Origin of the sequence: Kitasatospora sp. NPDC127121, from assembly GCF_042677305.1 — a bacterium.
Taxonomy (GTDB): Bacteria; Actinomycetota; Actinomycetes; order Streptomycetales; family Streptomycetaceae; genus Kitasatospora.
This window is the reverse complement of sequence record NZ_JBHXTQ010000066.1, coordinates 1-19,495: the sequence shown is the minus strand read 5'-3', so window position 1 is coordinate 19,495 and position 19,495 is coordinate 1. Positions and strand designations below refer to the sequence as shown.

The 19,495-nt window shown below is 73.1% G+C and carries 20 protein-coding genes; 5 read left to right on the top strand and 15 right to left on the bottom strand.

The window, feature by feature from the left end:
• Positions 1-12: 12 nt before the first annotated feature.
• The 6 genes from ACFVHI_RS27345 to ssuE all read right to left on the bottom strand — a co-directional run bounded on the left by ACFVHI_RS27345 (position 13) and on the right by ssuE (position 8,550).
• Positions 13-627, bottom strand: a complete 615-nt coding sequence (locus ACFVHI_RS27345) for a DapH/DapD/GlmU-related protein (RefSeq protein ID WP_380343707.1) — start codon at positions 625-627, stop codon at positions 13-15.
• A gap of 97 nt (positions 628-724) precedes the next feature.
• Complete coding sequence (locus ACFVHI_RS27340) at positions 725-1,765, bottom strand: glycosyltransferase family 2 protein (protein WP_063349120.1); 1,041 nt, start codon at positions 1,763-1,765, stop codon at positions 725-727.
• 236 nt (positions 1,766-2,001) lie between these two features.
• On the bottom strand, positions 2,002-4,002 hold the full coding sequence (locus ACFVHI_RS27335) for a hypothetical protein (protein WP_380343704.1): 2,001 nt from the start codon (positions 4,000-4,002) through the stop codon (positions 2,002-2,004).
• Between the two features lie 285 nt (positions 4,003-4,287).
• On the bottom strand, positions 4,288-6,855 hold the full coding sequence (locus tag ACFVHI_RS27330; protein WP_380343701.1) for an ABC transporter permease: 2,568 nt from the start codon (positions 6,853-6,855) through the stop codon (positions 4,288-4,290).
• 18 nt (positions 6,856-6,873) lie between these two features.
• Entirely contained in the window at positions 6,874-7,662 is a 789-nt protein-coding gene (locus ACFVHI_RS27325) for an ABC transporter ATP-binding protein (RefSeq protein WP_380343698.1), read from the bottom strand.
• Between the two features lie 333 nt (positions 7,663-7,995).
• Complete coding sequence (gene ssuE, locus ACFVHI_RS27320; protein WP_063349116.1) at positions 7,996-8,550, bottom strand: NADPH-dependent FMN reductase; 555 nt, start codon at positions 8,548-8,550, stop codon at positions 7,996-7,998.
• Between the two features lie 970 nt (positions 8,551-9,520).
• Here ssuE and ACFVHI_RS27315 point away from each other — a divergent pair.
• Entirely contained in the window at positions 9,521-10,453 is a 933-nt protein-coding gene (locus ACFVHI_RS27315) for an LCP family protein (protein WP_244293658.1), read from the top strand.
• Between the two features lie 41 nt (positions 10,454-10,494).
• Positions 10,495-10,947: a hypothetical protein gene (locus ACFVHI_RS27310; protein WP_063349114.1), complete on the top strand. Its 453-nt coding sequence runs from the start codon at positions 10,495-10,497 to the stop codon at positions 10,945-10,947.
• 34 nt (positions 10,948-10,981) lie between these two features.
• Here ACFVHI_RS27310 and ACFVHI_RS27305 read toward each other — a convergent pair whose 3' ends face one another.
• The 3 genes from ACFVHI_RS27305 to ACFVHI_RS27295 all read right to left on the bottom strand — a co-directional run bounded on the left by ACFVHI_RS27305 (position 10,982) and on the right by ACFVHI_RS27295 (position 13,001).
• Positions 10,982-11,539, bottom strand: coding sequence for a hypothetical protein (locus ACFVHI_RS27305; protein ID WP_063349113.1), 558 nt, complete (start codon positions 11,537-11,539; stop codon positions 10,982-10,984).
• Between the two features lie 243 nt (positions 11,540-11,782).
• Positions 11,783-12,253, bottom strand: coding sequence for an NUDIX domain-containing protein (locus ACFVHI_RS27300; RefSeq protein ID WP_063349112.1), 471 nt, complete (start codon positions 12,251-12,253; stop codon positions 11,783-11,785).
• Between the two features lie 4 nt (positions 12,254-12,257).
• Entirely contained in the window at positions 12,258-13,001 is a 744-nt protein-coding gene (locus ACFVHI_RS27295; RefSeq protein WP_380343694.1) for an XRE family transcriptional regulator, read from the bottom strand.
• A 222-nt stretch (positions 13,002-13,223) separates the two neighbouring features.
• On the opposite strand from ACFVHI_RS27295, the gene ACFVHI_RS27290 reads away from it, so the two are divergent.
• Positions 13,224-13,376 carry a hypothetical protein gene (locus tag ACFVHI_RS27290; RefSeq protein ID WP_167745869.1) on the top strand — a complete coding sequence of 51 codons (153 nt, stop codon included), beginning with the start codon at positions 13,224-13,226 and terminating at the stop codon, positions 13,374-13,376.
• A 186-nt stretch (positions 13,377-13,562) separates the two neighbouring features.
• Positions 13,563-14,561, top strand: a complete 999-nt coding sequence (locus ACFVHI_RS27285) for a protein-L-isoaspartate(D-aspartate) O-methyltransferase (RefSeq protein WP_380343691.1) — start codon at positions 13,563-13,565, stop codon at positions 14,559-14,561.
• 125 nt (positions 14,562-14,686) lie between these two features.
• Here the strand turns inward: ACFVHI_RS27285 and ACFVHI_RS27280 are convergent, their stop codons facing one another.
• Complete coding sequence (locus ACFVHI_RS27280; protein WP_063349110.1) at positions 14,687-15,181, bottom strand: peptidylprolyl isomerase; 495 nt, start codon at positions 15,179-15,181, stop codon at positions 14,687-14,689.
• A 148-nt stretch (positions 15,182-15,329) separates the two neighbouring features.
• On the opposite strand from ACFVHI_RS27280, the gene ACFVHI_RS27275 reads away from it, so the two are divergent.
• Positions 15,330-15,722 (top strand): MerR family transcriptional regulator, encoded by a 393-nt coding sequence (locus ACFVHI_RS27275; RefSeq protein ID WP_380343750.1) that lies wholly within the window; start codon positions 15,330-15,332, stop codon positions 15,720-15,722.
• A 32-nt stretch (positions 15,723-15,754) separates the two neighbouring features.
• Here ACFVHI_RS27275 and ACFVHI_RS27270 read toward each other — a convergent pair whose 3' ends face one another.
• The 5 genes from ACFVHI_RS27270 to ACFVHI_RS27250 form a co-directional block, all read right to left on the bottom strand.
• The gene (locus tag ACFVHI_RS27270) at positions 15,755-16,204 is read right to left on the bottom strand and encodes a MarR family winged helix-turn-helix transcriptional regulator (RefSeq protein ID WP_063349108.1); all 450 of its coding nucleotides are present in this window, start codon (positions 16,202-16,204) and stop codon (positions 15,755-15,757) included.
• Between the two features lie 74 nt (positions 16,205-16,278).
• Positions 16,279-17,871 (bottom strand): alpha/beta hydrolase, encoded by a 1,593-nt coding sequence (locus ACFVHI_RS27265; RefSeq protein WP_380343688.1) that lies wholly within the window; start codon positions 17,869-17,871, stop codon positions 16,279-16,281.
• Between the two features lie 133 nt (positions 17,872-18,004).
• On the bottom strand, positions 18,005-18,673 hold the full coding sequence (locus ACFVHI_RS27260) for a class I SAM-dependent DNA methyltransferase (protein ID WP_380343685.1): 669 nt from the start codon (positions 18,671-18,673) through the stop codon (positions 18,005-18,007).
• A 30-nt stretch (positions 18,674-18,703) separates the two neighbouring features.
• On the bottom strand, positions 18,704-19,186 hold the full coding sequence (locus tag ACFVHI_RS27255) for an N-acetyltransferase (protein ID WP_063349105.1): 483 nt from the start codon (positions 19,184-19,186) through the stop codon (positions 18,704-18,706).
• 117 nt (positions 19,187-19,303) lie between these two features.
• A partial coding sequence (locus ACFVHI_RS27250) for an acyl-CoA dehydrogenase family protein (RefSeq protein ID WP_360222818.1) occupies positions 19,304-19,495 on the bottom strand: 192 nt, incomplete at its 5' end.

The following is a 19,495-nucleotide window of genomic DNA, read 5'->3' as shown; positions in this document are numbered from 1 at the left end:
GGGCCCTGGGCCCTACTCCGGAGCGAGGGTGCCGTCCGTCTCCCGGTAGTGCTCGCCGGTGCGGGGGCAGCGCCAGCGGCCGTCGCCGACGGGTTGCAGCGGCTCGCCGGCGCGGCCGACCCAGCCGATCCGGCGGGCCGGGACGCCGGCGGCCAAGGCGAAGTCCGGGACGTCCCGGTGGACCACCGCGCCGGCCGCGACCAGCGCCCAGCGGCCGACCGTCACCCCGGCGACCAGGACCACCCGGCCGCCGATCGAACAGCCCTGACGGAGCGTCACCCCTTCGGCGCGCCAGTCCTGTTGACGCTTGGGCCGACCGTCGGGGGTCACCGCGCGGGGGTGGCGGTCGTTGGTGAGGACGGCGGCGGGGCCGATGAACACCCCGTCCTCGACCAGCGCGGGCTCGTACACCAGCGCGTGGTTCTGCAGTTTGACCCGGTCCCCGATCCGGACGCCCGGGCCGACGTAGGCGCCGCGGCCGATCACGCACTCGGCGCCGACCACCGCGCCCTCGCGGACCTGGGCGAGGTGCCAGACCGTCGTCCCCGCGCCGATGACGGCCCGTTCGTCGACGTCCGCGCTCGGCTCGATCCGGGCCACGCCGGGCCCGCCCTCAACTGTCGCCATGCGCACCGACGATAGCGGCGCGGGCTCGACCGTCAGGGCTTGTCCGGCAATTCGCGCGCCCGGCGGGAATTGTCGGACAAACCCTGCCGGGTCGGCGTCAACTCGCCCTGGAGAGCACGTCCTTGGCAGCCGGCCCGACACTGCCTATCACCCGGCGGGCCAGTGAGCGGGGCGAGGTGAGGAAGCCGAAGCCCCAGCTGAGGTGCATGGTGGCGAGCGCCACCGGCAGCATCGCCCTGGCCTTGAAGGACAGGCCGCGGCCGCCGACCAGCCCGCCGCCGAGGATGCCCAGCAGGTACGCGCCGGGCACCGCGAGGAGGGCCGGGTGGACGGCGACGCCCAGCACCAGCCCGAGGGTGACGGCCAGCAGGGCGGTCGGCGGGGCCAGGTAGCGGAGGTTGACCGAGCCGCGGTGGTAGCGGGTGACCACCCGGCGCCAACGGCCGTAGTCCTTGTACTGCTTGGCCAGCGCCTTCACCGACGGCCGGGGCCGGTAGGTCACCTTGAGCTGCGGGGTGAACCAGACCAGCCCGCCGTCCTGGCGGATCCGGTAGTTGAGCTCCCAGTCCTGGGCTCGGATGAACTCCTCGTTGTAGCCGCCGAGCTTCTCCAGCACCTCGCGCCGGAACACCCCGAGGTAGACGGTGTCCGCCGGGCCGGCCAGGCCGCCGGTGTGGAAGGCGGCGTTGCCGACACCGATCTTGGAGGTCATCGCGGCGGCGACCGCGTTCTCCCACTCGGTCTCGCCCTCGGCGTGCATGATGCCGCCGACGTTGGCGGCGTCCATCTCGTCGAGCAGCCGGACCGCGGTGGTGATGTAGCCGGGGGTGAGCAGCCCGTGGCCGTCCACGCGCACCACTATCGGATGGCGCGAGCCGCGGATCGCGGCGTTCAGCCCTGCGGGGGTGCGACCGGTGGGATTCGGCACGGTCCGTACCCGCGGGTCCTCCGCCACCAGTTCGGCCGCGATCTCCGCGGTCCGGTCGGTGGACGGACCGAGGGCGATCACCACCTCCATCGGCCCGGGGTACTCCTGGTCCAGGATGCGCCGGACCGCCGTCCGCAGGTGTCGTTCCTCGTTGAGCACCGGCATGATCACGGAGACAGCCGGCAGCTCCTCAGCAGCCTTGGTGTTCATCGGGGCCAACCGTACCGGTGCGGACACGTCTCCGTCTTGTCCCGGTCTGGGCCGCTGCTCGCAGCCCGCGACGCCCGGTTGGACTCCTTGATCACGTCCACCGTACTCCGCTCCGCGTACGGGCCCGCAGCCGGGTCGGAACGGGCGGTTTCCGGAGGACGGGACGGAGCCCGGGAGGGCGCCCTCGACGGGGTTCGGCGGCGGCCGCGCGGGTTCGGTGCAGGTTCGGCGCAGGTTCAGAGCAGGTGGTGAACGATGGTGAAGAGCGCGTAGCCGGCCAGCGACAACCGGTTCAGCAGGTGCTGCGGGCCGCCCAGCCGGTCCGGCAGCGACCGGTGCGGGCGCAGGTCCGGCCGGTGGGCGGCGGTCGCGACGGCCCGGGCCAGCTCGACCGGGTCGTAGCGGTCCCCGAAGTGTCCGGCCAGCCAGGCGGCCGGGCGGCTGCCGACGGTGACCTCCTCGCCCGAGCGCAGCTGGACGGTGAGCAGGTTGCGGTGGACGGCGGCCGCGTTGATCTCCTGCCACCGGAAGGTCCGGGTGCGCAGCGCGGTGGCGATCCGCAGGCCGTCCCGGTCGGCGACCATCTGCCAGGAGAGGGTGCGGCCGCAGGCGAGGATCGCCACCGTGCCGGTCAGCAGCGGGTGCACCAGCCCGCCCCACCAGCCGCTCCGGCCGAGCAGCACGACCAGGCCCGCGAGCAGCAGAGCGGGCACCGGACCGGCCACCGCCCGCAGCGGCAGCGGCATCTCCCAGCGGCGGGCGGGCACCGGTTCGGCGTCCGGCCCGGCCGCGGGGGCGGCGGCCACCGTCTCGGCGGTCAGGGCGGCGACGGCCAGGTCCCGCTCCCGGTAGCCCTCGGTGCGCCGGCCCGGCCGCGGGGCCCGGGCGGCGGGGGCGACCACGGCCGCCACCCAGCGCGGGTCGTGGTCCAGCAGTCCGGGGCGGACCAGGAGCTGCTGCTCCGGCCCGTCGGGCCCCAGGTACAGCACGGCCGGCACGCTCCGGCCGGCGCGGGCGAGCCAGGCGGCGGCCTGCTCCGGGGTCAGCCGGTCGAAGACGTCCCCGAGCTCCTCCTCTTCCTCGTCGTAGGAGACTTCGAGTTCGAGGTGGTCGGCGTCGTCGTCCTCGGTCTCCAGGTGTTCGGGCACCCAGGCCGGGCCCTCGCCGTCCGGGGCGCCGTAGCGGGCCCAGCGGTAGCGGTCGCGCTCGACCAGCCGCCAGAGCGCGGGGCCGTCCGGCGGGCCGTCCAGCGGTTGCACCAGCAGGTCGCCCTGGGCGTCGGCGCGGACCCGGACGGCGAGGGCGGGCGCGGAGCCCGCGAAGGAGGGCCGGGAGCGGCGGGCGTTCGCGGTGGCGGCCGAGCCGAGCAGCAGCAGGCCGGGCAGGGCGAGCAGGCCGCCGGCGGTCAGCGCGCCGGTGAGGTCGTAGTCGTCGCCGGCGGCGCGGACGGCGGCGCCGTCCACCAGCAGCGGGACGGGCTCGCCGGGCTGCGGCGGCCGGGCCCACCAGACGTCCAGCCGGGCGGTGCGTTCCGGGCCGCCGCCGGGCGGGTGGAAGCGGACGGTCAGGACGCCGTCCTGGTCGGTGTCGCCCGCGGTGCCGGTGACCTGGTCGGCCCGTTCGGCGCTCGCCTGCTGCCGGGCCTGCCCCCACAGCCCGTACAGCGGGAACGCCAGGGCGGCGGCGAGCAGCAGTGCGCCGAGCGCGCGGCGCAGCACCGGCGGGCCGTCGGGGTGGACGGGCGAGGGCGCTCCGGCGGCGGTCCAGGGGAAGGGGACGGGCGGGGCCATCAGTTCGTCGAGCTGCTGGCGGGCGCGGCGGCGGCCGAGCTCGGCGCCGATCAGCGCGGCGGAGAGCAGCAGGTGGAGCAGGACGGCCGTCCAGCGGCAGAGCGGGGTGACCAGGCCGTGCGGGGCGTACCAGAGCACCGCGAGGACGGCCGGCGGGACCAGCGCCCGGCCGCGGAACCGGCCGGCCAGCAGGACCACTTCGGCGAGCACCGACCAGGCGGCCAGCGAGGAGCCCCAGGTGTCCCGGCAGACGCCTTGGACGTTGCAGTCGCCGGGGGTCGGCTCCACCGCGGTGGCCAGGATCACGAAGGCGGCCGGCAGCAGCGCCAACCAGCGGCTGTCCAGGCGCCAGGCGGTGCGGGCGGCGCGCCAGCGGGCGGCAGCGGCGGCGGTGAGGGGCGCGGCGCTGGGCAGCGGCGGGGCGTCCGGGGTATCCGGGGCGAACATCGGACGATCATCTCAGTCGGCCTGGGGCGGCCCGTGCCGCAGGGGCCCGGGGGTGGACCCCCCCCCCGCCCGCCCCCCCATCCCCCCCCGGGCGCCCCCCCACCCCGGCGCCGAGGGCCCCCGCGCCCGGGCCCGGTGCTGCCCGCCCCCGGCCCCTGCCCCCGTTCCCCCCTCGGCGGCCCCCCACCGCCGGGTCCTGCGGCCCGCGCCGCCCGGCCAGTCCGTCGCGACGGCCGCGGTCGAACCGTCGCGACGGCCCCGGTCAGTACGTCTCGACGGCCCCGGTCAGTCCGTCGCGATGGCCGCGAGGACGTTCATCCGCCCGGCCCGGAAGGCCGGGACGAGGGCGGCGACCAGTCCGATCACCACCGAGGCGACCAGCGTCACCGCGAGCGTGGTGGTCGGGACGGAAAGCGTGGCCAGGCCCTGGTCGCGCAGCACCCGCTGGGCGGTGACGCCCCAGGCCAGCCCGAGCCCGGTGCCCAGGACCGCGCCGAACACCGAGATCACCACGGCCTCCAGCCGGATCATCCGGCGCAGCTGGCGGCGGGAGAGCCCGATCGCCCGCAGCAGGCCGATCTCCCTGGTCCGCTCGACCACCGACAGCGCCAGGGTGTTGACCACCCCGAGCACGGCGACCGTGATGGAGAGGCCGACCAGGCCGTAGATCAGGTAGAGCAGGGTGTTGACCTGGGACTGCACGACCTCCTTGTAGCCGGCCTGGTCCTTGATGGTCAGCTGCGGGTACTCCTTGAGCGCGCCCTCCAGGGCGGTCAGCGTCTTCGCGACGTCGGCTCCGGAGGAGGCCTTGGCGAAGAACGTCCAGACCGGCGGCTGCTCGTCGGCGGGCACGGCCCTGGCCATGGTGTCGAAGTCGACGAAGGAACCGTCGCCGAACAGCGAGCCCTTCGCGAACACGGCGCCCACCGGCAGCACCTGGGTGCGGCCCTTGCCGTAGGCGACGGTCACCTGGTCGCCGACCTTCAGGCCGTGGTCCTTCGCGAAGGCCTCACCGATCCCCAGCTCGCCCCGCCCGATCGCGTCCACCGAACCGGCGGTGACCGGGAGGTGGAAGTCGGTGCCGAAGAAGGCGGGCGGCGCGGCGGTGAGGTTGGTCTTCGCGCTCCGGCCGTCCGGCAGCTGGAGCTTGGGGTTGAAGAACTTCTGGGTGGTGACGTGGTCGATGCCCGGGGTCCGGCGGACGGCGTCCAGTATCTCGGGGGTGATCGAGGTGCGGCCGCCCTGGACGATGTAGTCCGCGCCCACCGACCGGTCGATCTGCGCGTTGGCCGAGGTGACCGTCGAGGCGCTGAACACCGAGGAGCCGATCACCAGCGCCAGTCCGATCATCAGCGCGGCGGCGGTGGCCCCGGTGCGACGCGGGTTGCGCATCGCGTTGCGCTGGGCGAGCCGGCCGGACGGGCCGAACAGCGCCGGCAGCAGCGCGCCCAGCACCCGCACCACGGCGGTGGCCAGCAGCGGGCCGAGCACCACGAAGCCGATCAGGGTGAGCAGCACGCCGAGACCCAGGTACTGGCCGCCGGTGGCCGCCTTCTGCGCCTGCGCGGCCAGCACCAGCAGACCGCCGCCGCCCGCCGTCAGGACGAGGCCGACCACCGTGCGGACCAGGTTGGCACGGCCCTCGGCCGGCGTGCCGTGGTCGCGCAGGGCGGCCATCGGCGCGATCCGGCTCGCCCGGCGGGCCGGGACCCAGGCCGCCACCAGGGTCACCACGATGCCCAGGGCGTACCCGGCGAGGAACACCGTCGGACCGATCTTCAGGTCACCCGCGTCGAGCTTCATGCCGATCGCGTTCATCAGCTTGATCAGGCCGACCGCGATGCCCAGACCGGCCGCGACCCCGAGGGTCGAGCCGAGCACGCCGAGGATCAGCGCCTCGACCAGGACCGAGCGGTTCACCTGCCGGCGGCTGCCGCCGATGGCGCGCAGCAGGCCGATCTCCCGGGTGCGCTGGGCGACCAGCATCGAGAAGGTGTTGATGATCAGGAAGCAGCCGACGAACGCCGAGATGAGCGAGAAGCCGAGCATCGCGTTCTTCATGAAGCCGAGGCCGCTGCCGATGCTCTTGGTGTTCTCGTCCTTCTGCTCGGCCGCGGTCTTGACCTGGTAGCCGGCGCCCAGCTCGGCCAGGGCGTCGGCCTTCAGCCGGTCGTTGCCGCGGCTGCCGTCGCCGAACGCCTCGACCGAGGTGTACGCCTGCTCGCCGAGCAGCACCTGCTGGGCGGTCGGGGTGTCCAGGAAGGCCAGCGCCGCACCGGGGTTGGTGGTGGTGAAGGAGGCGATGCCGGAGATCGTGAACTCGTGCCGGCCGCTGGCGTTGTCGACCCGGAGCTTGGCGCCGAGGCCGAGCCCGGCCTTCTTCGCGGTGTCCGCGTCCAGCACCAACTCGCCCGCGTTCCGCGGGACGTGGCCCTGGGTGAGGCGCACCGCGCTGCGCGGGGTCTCGGTCCAGTTGCCGACCAGGGTCGGCGCACCGGAGGTCGGGCCGACCAGTTTGTTGGTGGCCGGGTCGACCAGGGTCGCGTTCTCGACCATGACCTGGCCGACCGCCGACTTCACCCCCGGCACCGCGGCGAGCTGCTGTGCGGCCGCCACCGGGACGGTCCGCGGCTTGTCTGAGGCCTGCTGGTCGTCGTCCTCGGCCGGCTTGGGCGGCTGGACGGAGACGTCGGAGGCGGTCGCGGCGAACAGCTTGTCGAAGGTGCTGGTCGCGGTGTCGGAGAAGACCAGGGTGCCGGAGACGAACGCGACCGACAGCATCACGGCGATCAGGGAGAGCACCATGCGGCCCTTGTGGGCGAAGAAGCTCCGCAGAGCGGTCTTGAGCAGCATCTGTCCCGTCCCGCCCGCTCAGCTGGTCCGCTTGCCGTCGAAACGGCGCATGCGTTCGAGGACGGAGTCGGCGGTGGGCGCGTGCATCTCGTCGACGATCAAGCCGTCGGCGAGGAAGAGCACGCGGTCCGCGTAGCCCGCGGCGACCGGGTCGTGGGTCACCATCACGATGGTCTGGCCCAGTTCGTCGACCGAGCGGCGCAGGAAGGTGAGCACCTCGGCGCCGGCCCGGGAGTCCAGGTTGCCGGTGGGCTCGTCGCCGAAGATGATCTCGGGCCGGGCGGCCAGCGCCCGGGCCACCGCGACGCGCTGCTGCTGACCGCCGGAGAGCTGCGCCGGGCGGTGCTTGAGCCGGCCGGCCAGGCCGACGGTCTCCACCACCTGGTCCAGCCAGGCCTGGTCCGGCCGACGGCCGGCGATGTCCATCGGCAGCGTGATGTTCTCCAGCGCGGACAGCGTCGGGAGCAGGTTGAACGCCTGGAAGATGAAGCCGATCTTGTCCCGGCGCAGCCTGGTCAGCTGCTTGTCCTTGAGGCCGGTGATCTCGGTGTCGCCGATCCAGATCCGCCCGGCGCTGACCGTGTCCAGGCCGGCCAGGCAGTGCATCAGGGTCGACTTCCCGGAGCCCGACGGGCCCATGATCGCGGTGAAGCGGCCGCGCTGGATGTCGACGTCCACCGCGTCGAGCGCGGTGACCCTGGTCTCGCCCGCGCCGTACGCCTTGCTGACCCGGCGGGCCGCGGCGGCGACGGCGGGCGCGCCGTCGGGAAGCTGGGGGTCGTACACGGCTGTGGCTGCCGTCGTCACTGGAGTCTCCTAAGAAGTGGGCCCGACCGTCGACCCCGGCCGGCCCCTCCGTGCGCGGGCATGCCGCAGGACGCGGGCATGGCGCAGGAAGGGTCGTCGACCGGGAGTTGACCCCACCCACCGGGCCCGGCGGGCGCCGGCTCCCGGGAGAACCTCGCCCCTCGTCGGCACGAGCGGGGACGTCCACAACGTTATGAGCAACGGCGGGCACGCTCGTCATCCGCCGGAATGAAGCCGCCCGACCAAGGATCTACGGGGCGCGGCGCCCCTCCCCCTAAGGGGTGCCGCGGCCCGTCTCGGGGACGCCCCGTACGGGGTCCGGGCCCCGGTTCCTCAGCCGGTCAGCGCCGGTGCGGCCAGCCGCTCCAAGGCCTGCGCGAAACCCTCCACGACCGGGGCCAGCAGGGTGTCGGTCTCGCGCTCGACCAGGGTCGTCCCGTCCTCCCTGGTGGTGATGTGGCGGTCGAGCACGAACCAGCCCTGGGTGATGTGGCCGGCGCCCATCGAGCTGAGCACCGGGCGCAGCGCGTAGTCCACCGCCAGCACGTGCGCGGGCGAGCCGCCGGTGGCCAGCGGCAGGACGGCCTTGCCCGCCAGCGCGTACTGCGGGAGCACGTCCAGCAGGGCCTTCAACAGGCCCGAGTAGGCGGCCTTGTAGACGGGGGTGCCGATCACGACGCCGTCCGCCCGGGCGAACAGCTCGGTCACGGCGACGATCTCCGGGTGGTCGAAGTCGCCCGACAGCAGCGCGTGCGCGGGCAGGCTGCGCGCCTCGAACGGGACGACGTGGTGGCCGCGGGCCTCCAGCCCGGCGTCGACGTGGCGCAGCAGGCGGGTGGTGCGGGAGGTCGCGGACGGGGAGCCGGAAACGGACAGGACGGTGGCCATGGGGTTCACCTTTGGCTGGAGGCGGGGGCGGCGCGACGCGGCGCAGGAGGACCGCTGCGGGTCGGAGCCCGGGAAGGTGTTTCGACGTGCTCGACGCGTTCGAGATGAGGTGCTCGGCGCGGGTGGGGTGACGCCGAGGTGGTCCGGTGGGCGCGCTTCAGCCGCGACAGAGCGAACAGGCCACACCACGCCGCAGGTCGACGTGCCGCCGACGCGTGAGTGCCCAACGCTGATCCATACCCGAAATGCAAACACGCTGCGTTCGAACCGGTCAAGAATCGTTTCGCCAGTTGAACGGCGGGTGACGTGACGCGTGGTGACCGGGCTCACGTCGACCCGGCGCCCGCCCCGTCCCGCCCAGTCCCGTCCCGTCCCGTCCCGTCCCGTCCCGTCCCGTCCCGTCCCGTCCCACCGTCGTACGGCCGCGCGGAAGTTGCGGCGGAACGATCCGACCCGTGCATCAAAACTGCTACAAGCGACCTGGTGAGTACCCCGGGGGGAGTCAGCACGAGCGGGGTCGGGCATCCTCGACGACATGAACACGTGGCAGGAGGGCCGCCCGGGAGGCGGCGGGAACCCGTACCGAGACGGGAACCCGTATGGGGGCGGCGGCAACGGCGGCGCGTACGGGCGCGGCGGGGGCGGCGGGGCGGCCGAGCCGCCGCTGCCGTCGTCGATGAACCCGCGCGGGCCGGGTGCGCCCGCGCCACGACAGCCGGAGCCGTCGCGGCTCGGCGGCGTCCCGCCGCAGGGTCCGGGCGGGCAGCCCGGCGGCCGCCCCGGGGGGCCTGGTGGGCCTGGGGGCCCCGGTGGTCCTGGTGGTCCTGGTGGTCCTAACGGCCCCGGGGGTCCCGGACGGCCGGGTGGGCCCGGGGGCCCGGGCGGCGCCCAGCCGGGCGGTATACAGACCAAGCGGTGGCCGCGGCGCCGGATCGTCAAGTGGTCGGTCTTCGGCCTCCTGATCGCCGTCATGGTCACCGCCGTCTCGACCTGGTTCTGGGCCGACTCCAAGCTCAACCACGAGAACGTGCTCGCCGACTACCCCGGCCGCCCGCCGGCCGGCAAGGGCACCAACTGGCTGATCGTCGGCTCCGACAGCCGCCAGGGCCTCACCGACTCGGAACAGGACGACCTGCACACCGGTCACGACACCGAGGGCAAGCGCAGCGACTCGATGATGGTCCTGCACGTCGGGGACAACGGGAACACCCTGATGAGCATCCCGCGCGACTCCTGGGTGCCGATCCCCGAGTACAAGAGCAGCAGCGGCAAGACCCTCAAGGGCACCACCTCGAAGATCAACTCGGCCTTCGGCAACGGCGGCGGCCGCCTCCTCGTCCAGACCGTCGAGCTGAACACCGGCATCCGCATCGACCACTACGCCGAGATCGGCTTCGCCGGCTTCGTCGGCATCGTCGACTCCATCGGCGGCGTCGAGATGCACATCGACCAGGACCTCAAGGACAAGGACTCCGGCCTCGACCTCAAGGCCGGCGACCAGACCCTCAACGGCAAGCAGGCCCTCGCCTTCGTCCGCCAGCGCCACCAGATGGCCGACCAGGACCTCGGCCGGATGCGCAACCAGCAGAAGTTCCTCGGCGCCCTCGCCCACCAGGCCGCCTCCCCCGGCACCGTGCTGAACCCGTTCACCTTCTACCCGCTGGTCGACTCCGCCCTCGGCACCCTCATCGTCGACGACGACGCCGGCCTCACCGACCTCGGCTCGCTCTTCCTCGCCATGAAGGACGTCAACGGCGGCGGCGGCAAGACCCTGACCGTACCGATCGGCAACCCGGACTACCGGACCAAGACCGGGGAGTCGGCGGTGCTGTGGGACGCCGCCAAGTCCAAGCAGGTCTTCGACGCCTTCAAGAACGACACCGCGGTACCGGACATCAAGTAACCCCTTGTGACGTGAAGTAGCCGCGCCGCCACAATGGGTGGATGTCACTCGTCACCGCGCTCGTCTACCGCCGCCGCCACCGCCTCCTGGGCCGCCTGGTCCAGGAGGCGCTCGCGCTCTACGGCATGGAGGTGCCCGCCGCCTGCGAGATCGGGCCCGGGCTCGTCGTGTTCCACCGTGGCTTCGGCACGGTGCTCCACCCGTACACCACCCTCGGCGCCGGCGTGACGCTCTACAACGGGGTCACCATCGGCCGGGCCGACCCGTGGGTGCCGCAGGAGCGGAGCGCCATGCGGCGGGTGGTGGTCCAGGACGGCGCGGTGCTGTGCGCGGGCGCCAAAGTGGTGTGCAAGGAGGGCGTGCTCACCGTCGGCGCCGGCACCGTCATCGGCGCCAACGCCGTGCTCACCCGCTCCACCGGGCCCGGCGAGATCTGGGCCGGCGCCCCCGCCCGCAAGGTCGGCCTGCGGGACGGGGCCCGGACGGCGGCCTGACCAGCCGACGGGAGCAGGCCCGTACCGCAGTCGCCTAACCCGCCTGCGGGAGCAGGCCGGTGCCGCACTCGGGGAAGCGGACCAGCCACTCCCCCTCGCCGCCGGCGGCCTCGGTGGCACCCGCGTAGCCGTAGTGGATCAGCCGCCCCTCGCCGCCCGCCAGCCAGCGGGCGCCGGTCAGGTGCACGGTCAGGGCCGCCGGGCGGTGCGGATCGGGCCGCTCCAGCACCAGTTCGTGCTCGGCCTCGCCCGGCCGGAAGGCCACCGCGGTCTCCGTGGTCGGCCGGCGCGGGCTGCCGCCCTCCCGGTACGTCCAGTACGCGGCCACCGTCACGGTGAGCGCGCCGTCCACGCCGCCGGCGCCCGGCCGTACGTACTCCTCGTCCGGCACCCAGCGCGAGTGGTGGCGGATCTCCTCCGGCCCCCAGCGCTCGTCCCAGCGCACCCAGTAGCCCGCCACCCGCTTGACCGTCATGACCTCGCAGGCGACCCGCACCGCGATCCGCGCCGGATTGACCGGCTCGCACGAGGCGAGCGAGACCACCGTCACCTGCTCGTACGTCACCGCGCCGTCGTCGGCGTCCTGTTCCATCGGTGAACCACCTTGCCGGAGTGTCGAGTTCGCCGCGGCTCCGACCGCGCACGGAGAGCCTAGAGCGACCGCGCCGGCGCACGCAGTGATTGCCCGGTTCCGGCCCGCCCGCCCACCCACCCGGCTACCCTGCCCCCGCACTCCGGGAGCCGGTCGAGGCCGAAGTGGTCCAGCTAGGGCACCAGCGCCTCGGGGCCGGTGAACCGCCGCTCGGTGCGGGCGCCGTCCGGCGCCTCGGCAGACCTAGCCGAGGTAGGGAATCGCCCTGTTCGCCAGGAAGTGCTGAAGCCGGAGGCGCTGAGTGTGGTGCATCGGCAGCCCTTCGATGTCGCCCGGCGCCACGAACCGGACGTCCGTGGACTCATCCGAGATCCGCAGTTCCCCGCCCGTGATGCGCGCGGTGAAGCAGACGTTGAACTGCTGCCGGACTTCGCCGTCCGAGTAGGCGATCACGTGCCGGGGGTCGGTGTACGTGCCAACCAGCCCAGTGATCTCGACGTCAAAGCCGGTCTCCTCGCGGACCTCCCGAACGGCCGTGCCCGGGAGCGACTCACCAAGGTCCATCGTTCCACCCGGTAACGCGTACAGCCCGTTGTCGGTGCGTCGTTGGAGGAGGATGCGCCCTTCGTCGTCCGTCACCACGGCGGACGCTGCCACTACCAGCCGATTCGGTTTGGGCGCGTCGGGATCGTCGTAGAACTCGGTCCGTGCCACGTGATCAGCTCTCCTCAACCGGTCGGGCGGTGCTCCACACTGCGTCGAAGCTCGCAGCATAGGTGTCGAACAGCGTCCCCAACCCGGTCCGGCGCAGGTGCCACACCGGGGCTCCGAAGGCGTTGACTCCCCACACATGCGCGTTCACCAGCACCTGGTCGTCCGCCCGGTAGAGGCTGTTGTACAGCGTGGTTCCGTGGGTGCGGATCTCGATCCCCGGCGTGCCGAGCAGCGGGCGGTAGTGCAGGAGGGCAAGCCGACATCGGGACTCGATACCGTGACCGAACTTCTCCTCCTCTCCGCGCCGACTGACGTTCCCGCTGTCGGCGTCGCCGAGTGCGATCCGAACCGCGCAACCATCGGCAGCGCGTTCCCGAAGCAGATCGTTCAGCCGGGGGTACGCCTCGTGGAGGAAGACAGCAGCGTAGACAAGCACGTCAATGCGTTCGGCGGCCTGCCCGAGCAGGCTCACGAAGACGGATACCGGCAGGTCGGCGCGCTGTTCGTAGAGCGCCACCAGTTCAGGGCTCATCGCCCTTGCGGCACGTGGCTGCCGCAGACTCGGCCACAGTGCGAACATGTCTTCCCCCAGCGCTTCGGCCGCCAGACGGGCCGTCGCCAACCTGGGCGTCCGGTTCTGATTGGCCCATCGCTCAACCGACTTGATGTCCACGCCGACCTTGCCCGCCAGAGCGGCGCACGTCCAACCAGCCGACGTCATAACGGCTTTCAGCCTCTCGTTCGGCATCTCGCCTGCCTCCCCGCAAAGCCGGACTCCTACAGGGACGTTGTACCGCGTGGGGGACGTTCTGAAGTGTCCCTTCCACGAGGTTCCACCGTCCTGGGGTGTTGTCAGATCTTGGTGACAGTTCGGAATCCGGGGAAGCAACAGCCGGAACGGGCCCGCAACGCGCATGACAGGAAGAGGGAACCCCATTCTTCCTGACCGACAACACGATCGGGGAAGCACATGCCCACGTTCGGCGACAACGGGAAGCACAGCGGCGGCCAGGGAGACGGAAAGGGCGGCGGCCAGCAGGACGACAGCAGCAGCGGCAACAAGCACGGTGGCGGCGGCAGCGACGAGGGCGGAAACACGTCCGACGGCCGAGGCCCGGCGTAGGGTCGCCAACCAGTGATCGAGAAGCACGAAGCGAAGGCCGGTCGGACCCGGCTGGCCTCCGCGCTCATCGCGAACGGGTCCCTCACTTCGGACTGGTTGGCGCCCTACAACGACGTTCCCCGCCATTGGTTCGTGCCGGACGTCGTTTGGCCGGGCCGGGCAGACGGCGTGCGCCAGGGTGAGGCCGTGCACCGGTTCGCCGACCCTGCGAAGTGGTGGAACGCCGTCTACTCGGACGTTCCGCTGACGACGCAGTGGGACGACGGCGACCACACCGGAGCCGACCGGGGTGTCATGCCGACGTCATCCAACTCCATGCCCACCATGGTGTTCTCCATGCTCGCCGCCCTGGAGGTGGAGGACGGAAACCGAGTGTTGGAGGTCGGCACCGGAACTGGGTGGAATGCAGCACTCCTGTCTCACCGGCTCGGTTCGGACAACGTCGTCACGGTGGAGGTGGACAAGACCAGCGCCGGCGACGCGCGGTGTCGTCTCTCGCGAGCCGAGTACTACCCGACGTCCGTCGTCGGCGACGGGGTCGAGGGATATGCCACGGGCGCTCCGTACGACCGGGTCATCGCCACCTGCTCCGTCGGCCGGGTACCGCACGCCTGGGTGAACCAGGTCCGACCTGGCGGGGTGATCGTCGCCCCGTGGGGACCGGAGTACGGCGGGGAAGCCGTGGTACGGCTCAAGGTCAGCGCCGACGGCACGGCGCACGGCCGGTTCGTCGGGTCGTCCGCCTTCATGCGGCTGCGTCGGCAGCGCGCCTCCCGGCCGAACAGCCTGGAGTACCTGTCCGGGCCATGGCCGGCGGACGGGACCGAGTCGACTACAGGTGTCTCCCCGGACGACGTTGGCAGTTGGCTGGCCATGTTCGCCGTCGGGGTGCAGGTGCCCGGGGTGTTCCCGCTGGTTGAGCGGTACGCCGATGGCACGTACACGTTGTGGCTGCACGACACGGCCATCACGTCGTGGGCCACCGTCGACTGGGAGCCTGGCCGGCACGACTACGAGGTGGTGCAGTCGGGCCCCCGGAGCCTCTGGGACGAGGTGGAGGCAGCCTGGCACTGGTGGTGCCGCCACGATCGACCCGGCTTCGACCGCTTCGGCCTCACCGTCACACCCGGTAGTCACACTGTGTGGCTCGACAGCCCAGAGAATCCGATACCGCTCCGAGGCTGACCGCCGTCCCGCCCGCCTCAAGCCCGGAACCGTACCGAAAACTGCCACCGCCCCGGGGTGGGAAGTCGACTGATCAGACTTCCGCGGCCGGGGCGGTGTGCGGTTTCGAACTGATGAACCGGTGACTACTCGACGATGCCGGACTTGGCGATGGTGACCTTCGCCGAGGTGCGGCCGCTCTGCGAGCCGAGCTTCTCGACCGCCGTCACGACGTCCATGCCCTCGACGACCTCGCCGAAGACGACGTGCTTGCCGTCCAGCCAGTCGGTGACGATGGTGGTGATGAAGAACTGCGAGCCGTTGGTGTTGCGGCCGGCGTTGGCCATCGACAGCAGGCCCGGGCGGGTGTGCTTGGCCTGGAAGTTCTCGTCGGCGAACTTCTCGCCGTAGATGCTCTTGCCGCCGGTGCCGTTGTGGTTGGTGAAGTCACCGCCCTGCAGCATGAACTGCGGGATCACGCGGTGGAAGCCGGAGCCCTCGTAGCCGAAGCCGTTCTGGCCGGTCGCGAGCTCGCGGAAGTTGCGGGCGGTCTTGGGGACGACGTCGTCGTACAGCTTGAAGACGATGCGGCCCGACGGAACGCCGTCGATCTCGATGTCGAAGAAAACGTTGGAAGCCATGCAGGGATCATGGCACGACCCGTCGGCCGACGCGCGTCACCCCCGGCACGGCGCCGGGTGGCGGTCCCGTGTTATCCGGCCGGTGCGAGGGCCGTGGAAGCTAACATCGGTGTCAGGTTCAAGCGGTCACGGCGACGGGGTGGGCGGCATGCGGATCGGTGAACTGGCCCGGCGGACGGGCGTGAGCGAGCGCTCGCTGCGCTACTACGAGCAGCAGGGCCTGCTGGCCGCCCGGCGGACCGACGGCGGGCACCGGGAGTACCCGGAGCCGGCGGTGGACCGGGTCGTGCTGATCCAGGAACTGTTCGCGGCCGGGCTGCACAGCCGCACGATCTACAAGATCCTCCCCTGCATGCGCGACTCCGACGGCGGCCCGAACGAGGTCGCCACCCCGCTGCTGGTCGAGGAGCTGGCCTCCGAACGGGACCGGATCGACCGGATGGTCACCGACCTGCTCCGCTCCCGCGAGGTGCTGGACGAGGTGATCGCGACCGCCTCCGGCCGGCCGCGGGCCGGGGCGGCGGAGGCCGACGCGGTGTAGCCGACGCGGTGTAGCGGCCCGGGGCCCGGGGCTCAGGCCTTCAGCTTGCGCCAGACCGCCTCCAGGGCCGCGATGTCGCCCTCGTCGAGCCGGTCGGTGAAGACCGGCGCGAGGACGGCCCGCCGGGTGGCGTCGGCCTCGGCGAAGGCGGCGCGGCCCTGCCCGGTCAGTTCGATCCGCACCGACCGGGCGTCGGAGGCGGAGGGCGTGCGGGCCACCAGGCCGCGTGCGGCCAGGGCGTCGACCACCCGGGAGACCTGGCTGCGGCTGAGCATCGTCTTCGCGCCCAGGTCGGAGGCGGCGACCGGCTCCTGCTGCCCGTTGAGCCAGAGCATCACCTCGAACCAGGACAGCGACAGCCCGTGCACCCGGGTGAGCTCGCGGTCCACCTGGGCGGCGAGGGTGGTGCCGGCCCAGACCAGGCCGTAGAAGGCGTGGTCCCGCTCGGACAGCGGGCCCAGGGAGAGGTCGGCACGGTTCATGACGTTCATCGTACCGAGGTGCGTGCGCGTGCACGGATTCCGCGCACGCGCACGACCAGGGCCGCCGGGCAGGGCTAGAACGCCTGGTGGTCCGGCTCGCAGACCGTGCCGGGCGGCGGGAGCTCACCGCTGACCAGGTACCGCTGCTCGCGGTCCCAGGCGCAGGCGCTCGGGTTGCCCAGCGCCGTGTGGCCGTAGCCGTGGACGGTCAGCAGGCGGCCGCGGGCGAGGGTGTCGGCCAGCGCGCGGGAGCCTTCGTAGGGCCAGGCCGGGTCGCCGGTGAGGGCCACGACCAGGATCGGCGCGGAGGTCGGCCGGTTCCACGGGCCGGTGTAGCGGTCCCGGGCGGCCTCGGCCGGCCAGGCGGCGCAGCGCTGGTTCTGCCAGACCAGGTACGGGCCGGTGGCGCCCGCACGGGCCCGGGCGAGGGCGGACAGCGCCGGGTACGTGGTGTCGGCGGCCGGGTCGGCACTGGAGGCGGGCGGGTTGACGGTGTCGGCGCAGAGCGCCCCGAGGGTCTGCGCCTGCTTGGGCTGGCCGCCGGTCGGCAGCGGCGCCGAGGCGTCCGGGGCGGCGGTCCACAGTTGCTGGAGCAGTCCGCCCAGCGCCGGCCAGCCGGTGCCGGGGGCGTTCGGCACCGGGGTGGCGGCGTAGAGCATCGGCAGGACGGTGGAGGCGGTGGAGGCCTGGTCGAAGGTGACCGCCGCCGACGGGGTACCGAGCGTCACCGGCGTCCGGCCGAGCCGGTCGAGCAGTTCGGCGAACTTGGCGCGGGTGGCGTCCCGGTCCGCCGCCGCGAAGGCGCAGGCGGTGGGGCCGGCGTCGGCGCACTGGTCGAGGAAGGCGTCGAGGGTGCGGGCGCCGGCGAGGTCGCTGCCGGTGCGCAGGAACGGCGGCAGGGCGCGCTGCTGCGGCGAGCGCCCGGTGGACCAGGCGACCGGGTCGGGGGCGCTGTCCAGCACCATCGCGCGCACCCGGGTCGGGAAGAGGTTGGCGTAGGTGGCGCCCAGGTAGCTGCCGTACGAGGTACCGAGGTAGCTCAGCCGGCGGTCGCCGACGGCGGCGCGCAGCAGGTCCAGGTCACGGGCCGTGTCGGCGGTGGAGAGGTGGGCGAGCAGGCCGGTCCGCTCGTTGTCGGCGCACTGGCGGCCGAAGCGCGCGTACGTCGTCGCCCAGGCCGACTCCTGGGTGGCGCCGACCGGGTAGCCGGCCGGCAGCCCGGCGAGCAGGCCCTGCTCGGCCGCAGCGTCCGGGAAGCACTGCGGCAGGGTGGAGTCGCCGACGCCGCGCGGGTCGAAGCCGACCAGGTCGAACCGCTCCCGCACCTGCGCCGGGAGCATCCCGTACACGGCGGGCAGCGCCTGGACGCCGGGCACGCCCGGGCCGCCGGGGTTGAAGAACAGCGAGCCGATCCGGTGCGCCGGGTCGGTCGCGGGATGCCGGATGACGGCCAGCTCGACGGTGCGCCCGGCCGGGTCGCGGTAGTCCATCGGCACCGTGGCGCGGGCGCAGTCGAAGTCCGGTACGCAGGACCGCCAGTCCAGCCGGGGCACCGGGGCCGCCGGGGCCGCCGCCGCCGAGGCGGCCGGGGCGAGACCGGCCAGCAGCAGCCCGGCGGCCGCGGCGGCACCGGTTCTGAAGGCGGAGGTGAGGCGGGGTCGGAGCATGGGGCAAGGCCTCCCGTTTCGGTGGACTGACGCGCAGTCACCAAGGCTCGGGGCACCCGCTGTCAGACCTCTCACACCCCACCGGCACCACTGTCATGCCGCTGTCACCACCGCCCCACGCGGCTCAGGCTACTCAGGCGGGCTTGCGGGCCAGCAGGTAGGCCTGCGGGGTCGGCTGCACGCCCTCCTCCGGCTCGCGGAGCGTGCGGGAGGTGAGCCGCAGGCCGGCCGCACGGATCAACTCCGCGATCCAGTCCGGCTGCTGGCGACGGAAGTCCAGCGTCACCGGGTGGCCGAAGGGCTGGTCGATCCGCAGCGGCTCGTCGCCGACCTGGAAGGCGAGCAGCAGGTGGCCGCCCGGGGCGAGCACCCGCGCGAACTCGGCGAACACCTCCGGCAGGCGCTCCGCCGGGGTGTGGATGATCGAGTACCAGGCGACCGCGCCGGTCAACTCGCCGTCCCGCAGCGGGAGGTCGAACAGCGAACCCTCGGCGAAGTCCAGCCCGGGGTACGTCGCGCGGGCCAGCTCGACCATCCGCGGCGACAGGTCGATGCCGCGGACGTCGAGGCCGAGGCCGTGCAGGTGGTGCGTCACCCGGCCGGGGCCGCAGCCCAGTTCGGCCACCGCGCCGTCGGCGCGCCCGGTACGGACCGACTCGGCGCGGACCAGCTCGGCGAAGGCCGCGAGCATCGCCCGGGACAGCGGTTCACCGGCCAGTTCGTCGCGAAAACGGTCGGCGTAGTCGACGGCGATGGCGTCGTAGAACGCCCTGGTCGTGGTGAGGAAGTCCGGCTCGGTCATGGTCCGGCACCCTACTCGTCACCGCCGACTCTAGGACGTGGCCGGCTCCAACTCCCGCTCCGCCACCGCCTGGTCGCCGCTCGTCTCGCCGGTCGGGCGGAAGCCCAGGCCGGTGTAGAAGGCGGCGGGGCCCTCCGGGCCGGGGACGTACGTGACGGTGGCGCGGGTGCCGCCCCGGCGGCGGATCTCGGCACAGACCTGCTCGACGGCGAAGCGGCCGTAGCCGCCGCGCTGCTGCTCGGCGTCGACGAGCAGGCGCCAGAGGCCGGAGCGGGGGCGGTCGTCCGGCTGCTCGGGGTTGAACCTGATGTCGAAGAACGCCATCACGAAGCCGACCGGCCGTTCCCCGTCCATGATCAGCCGGGGCCAGGCGGTGTCCCCGTGGGCGTACGCCTCGGCCAGCGACGTCGCCACCGGCGCGACCAGGGCCTCCTGGTCGGGGCGCACCTTCAGGGCGAGGGCGGCGTCGATGGTGTCGGGGGTGATCCGGGCCAGGCTCAGTGCGGAGGACATGGCGGGCAGCCTACGAAGCGGGGCCGCCCGCCGTCGCCCGCTTTTCGAGGCCGAAGCGCGGTCGGGGCCGAGGCGCGGTCGGGGCCGAGGCGCGGTCGGGGCCGAGGCGCCGTCCGGCTACGGCAGGTTGCGGGCCATGACGATGCGCTGGACCTGGTTGGTCCCCTCGTAGATCTGGGTGATCTTCGCGTCCCGCATCATCCGCTCCACCGGGTAGTCCCGCGTGTACCCGTACCCGCCCAGCAACTGCACCGCATCCGTCGTGATCTCCATCGCCGCATCCGACGCGTAGCACTTCGCCGCCGCCCC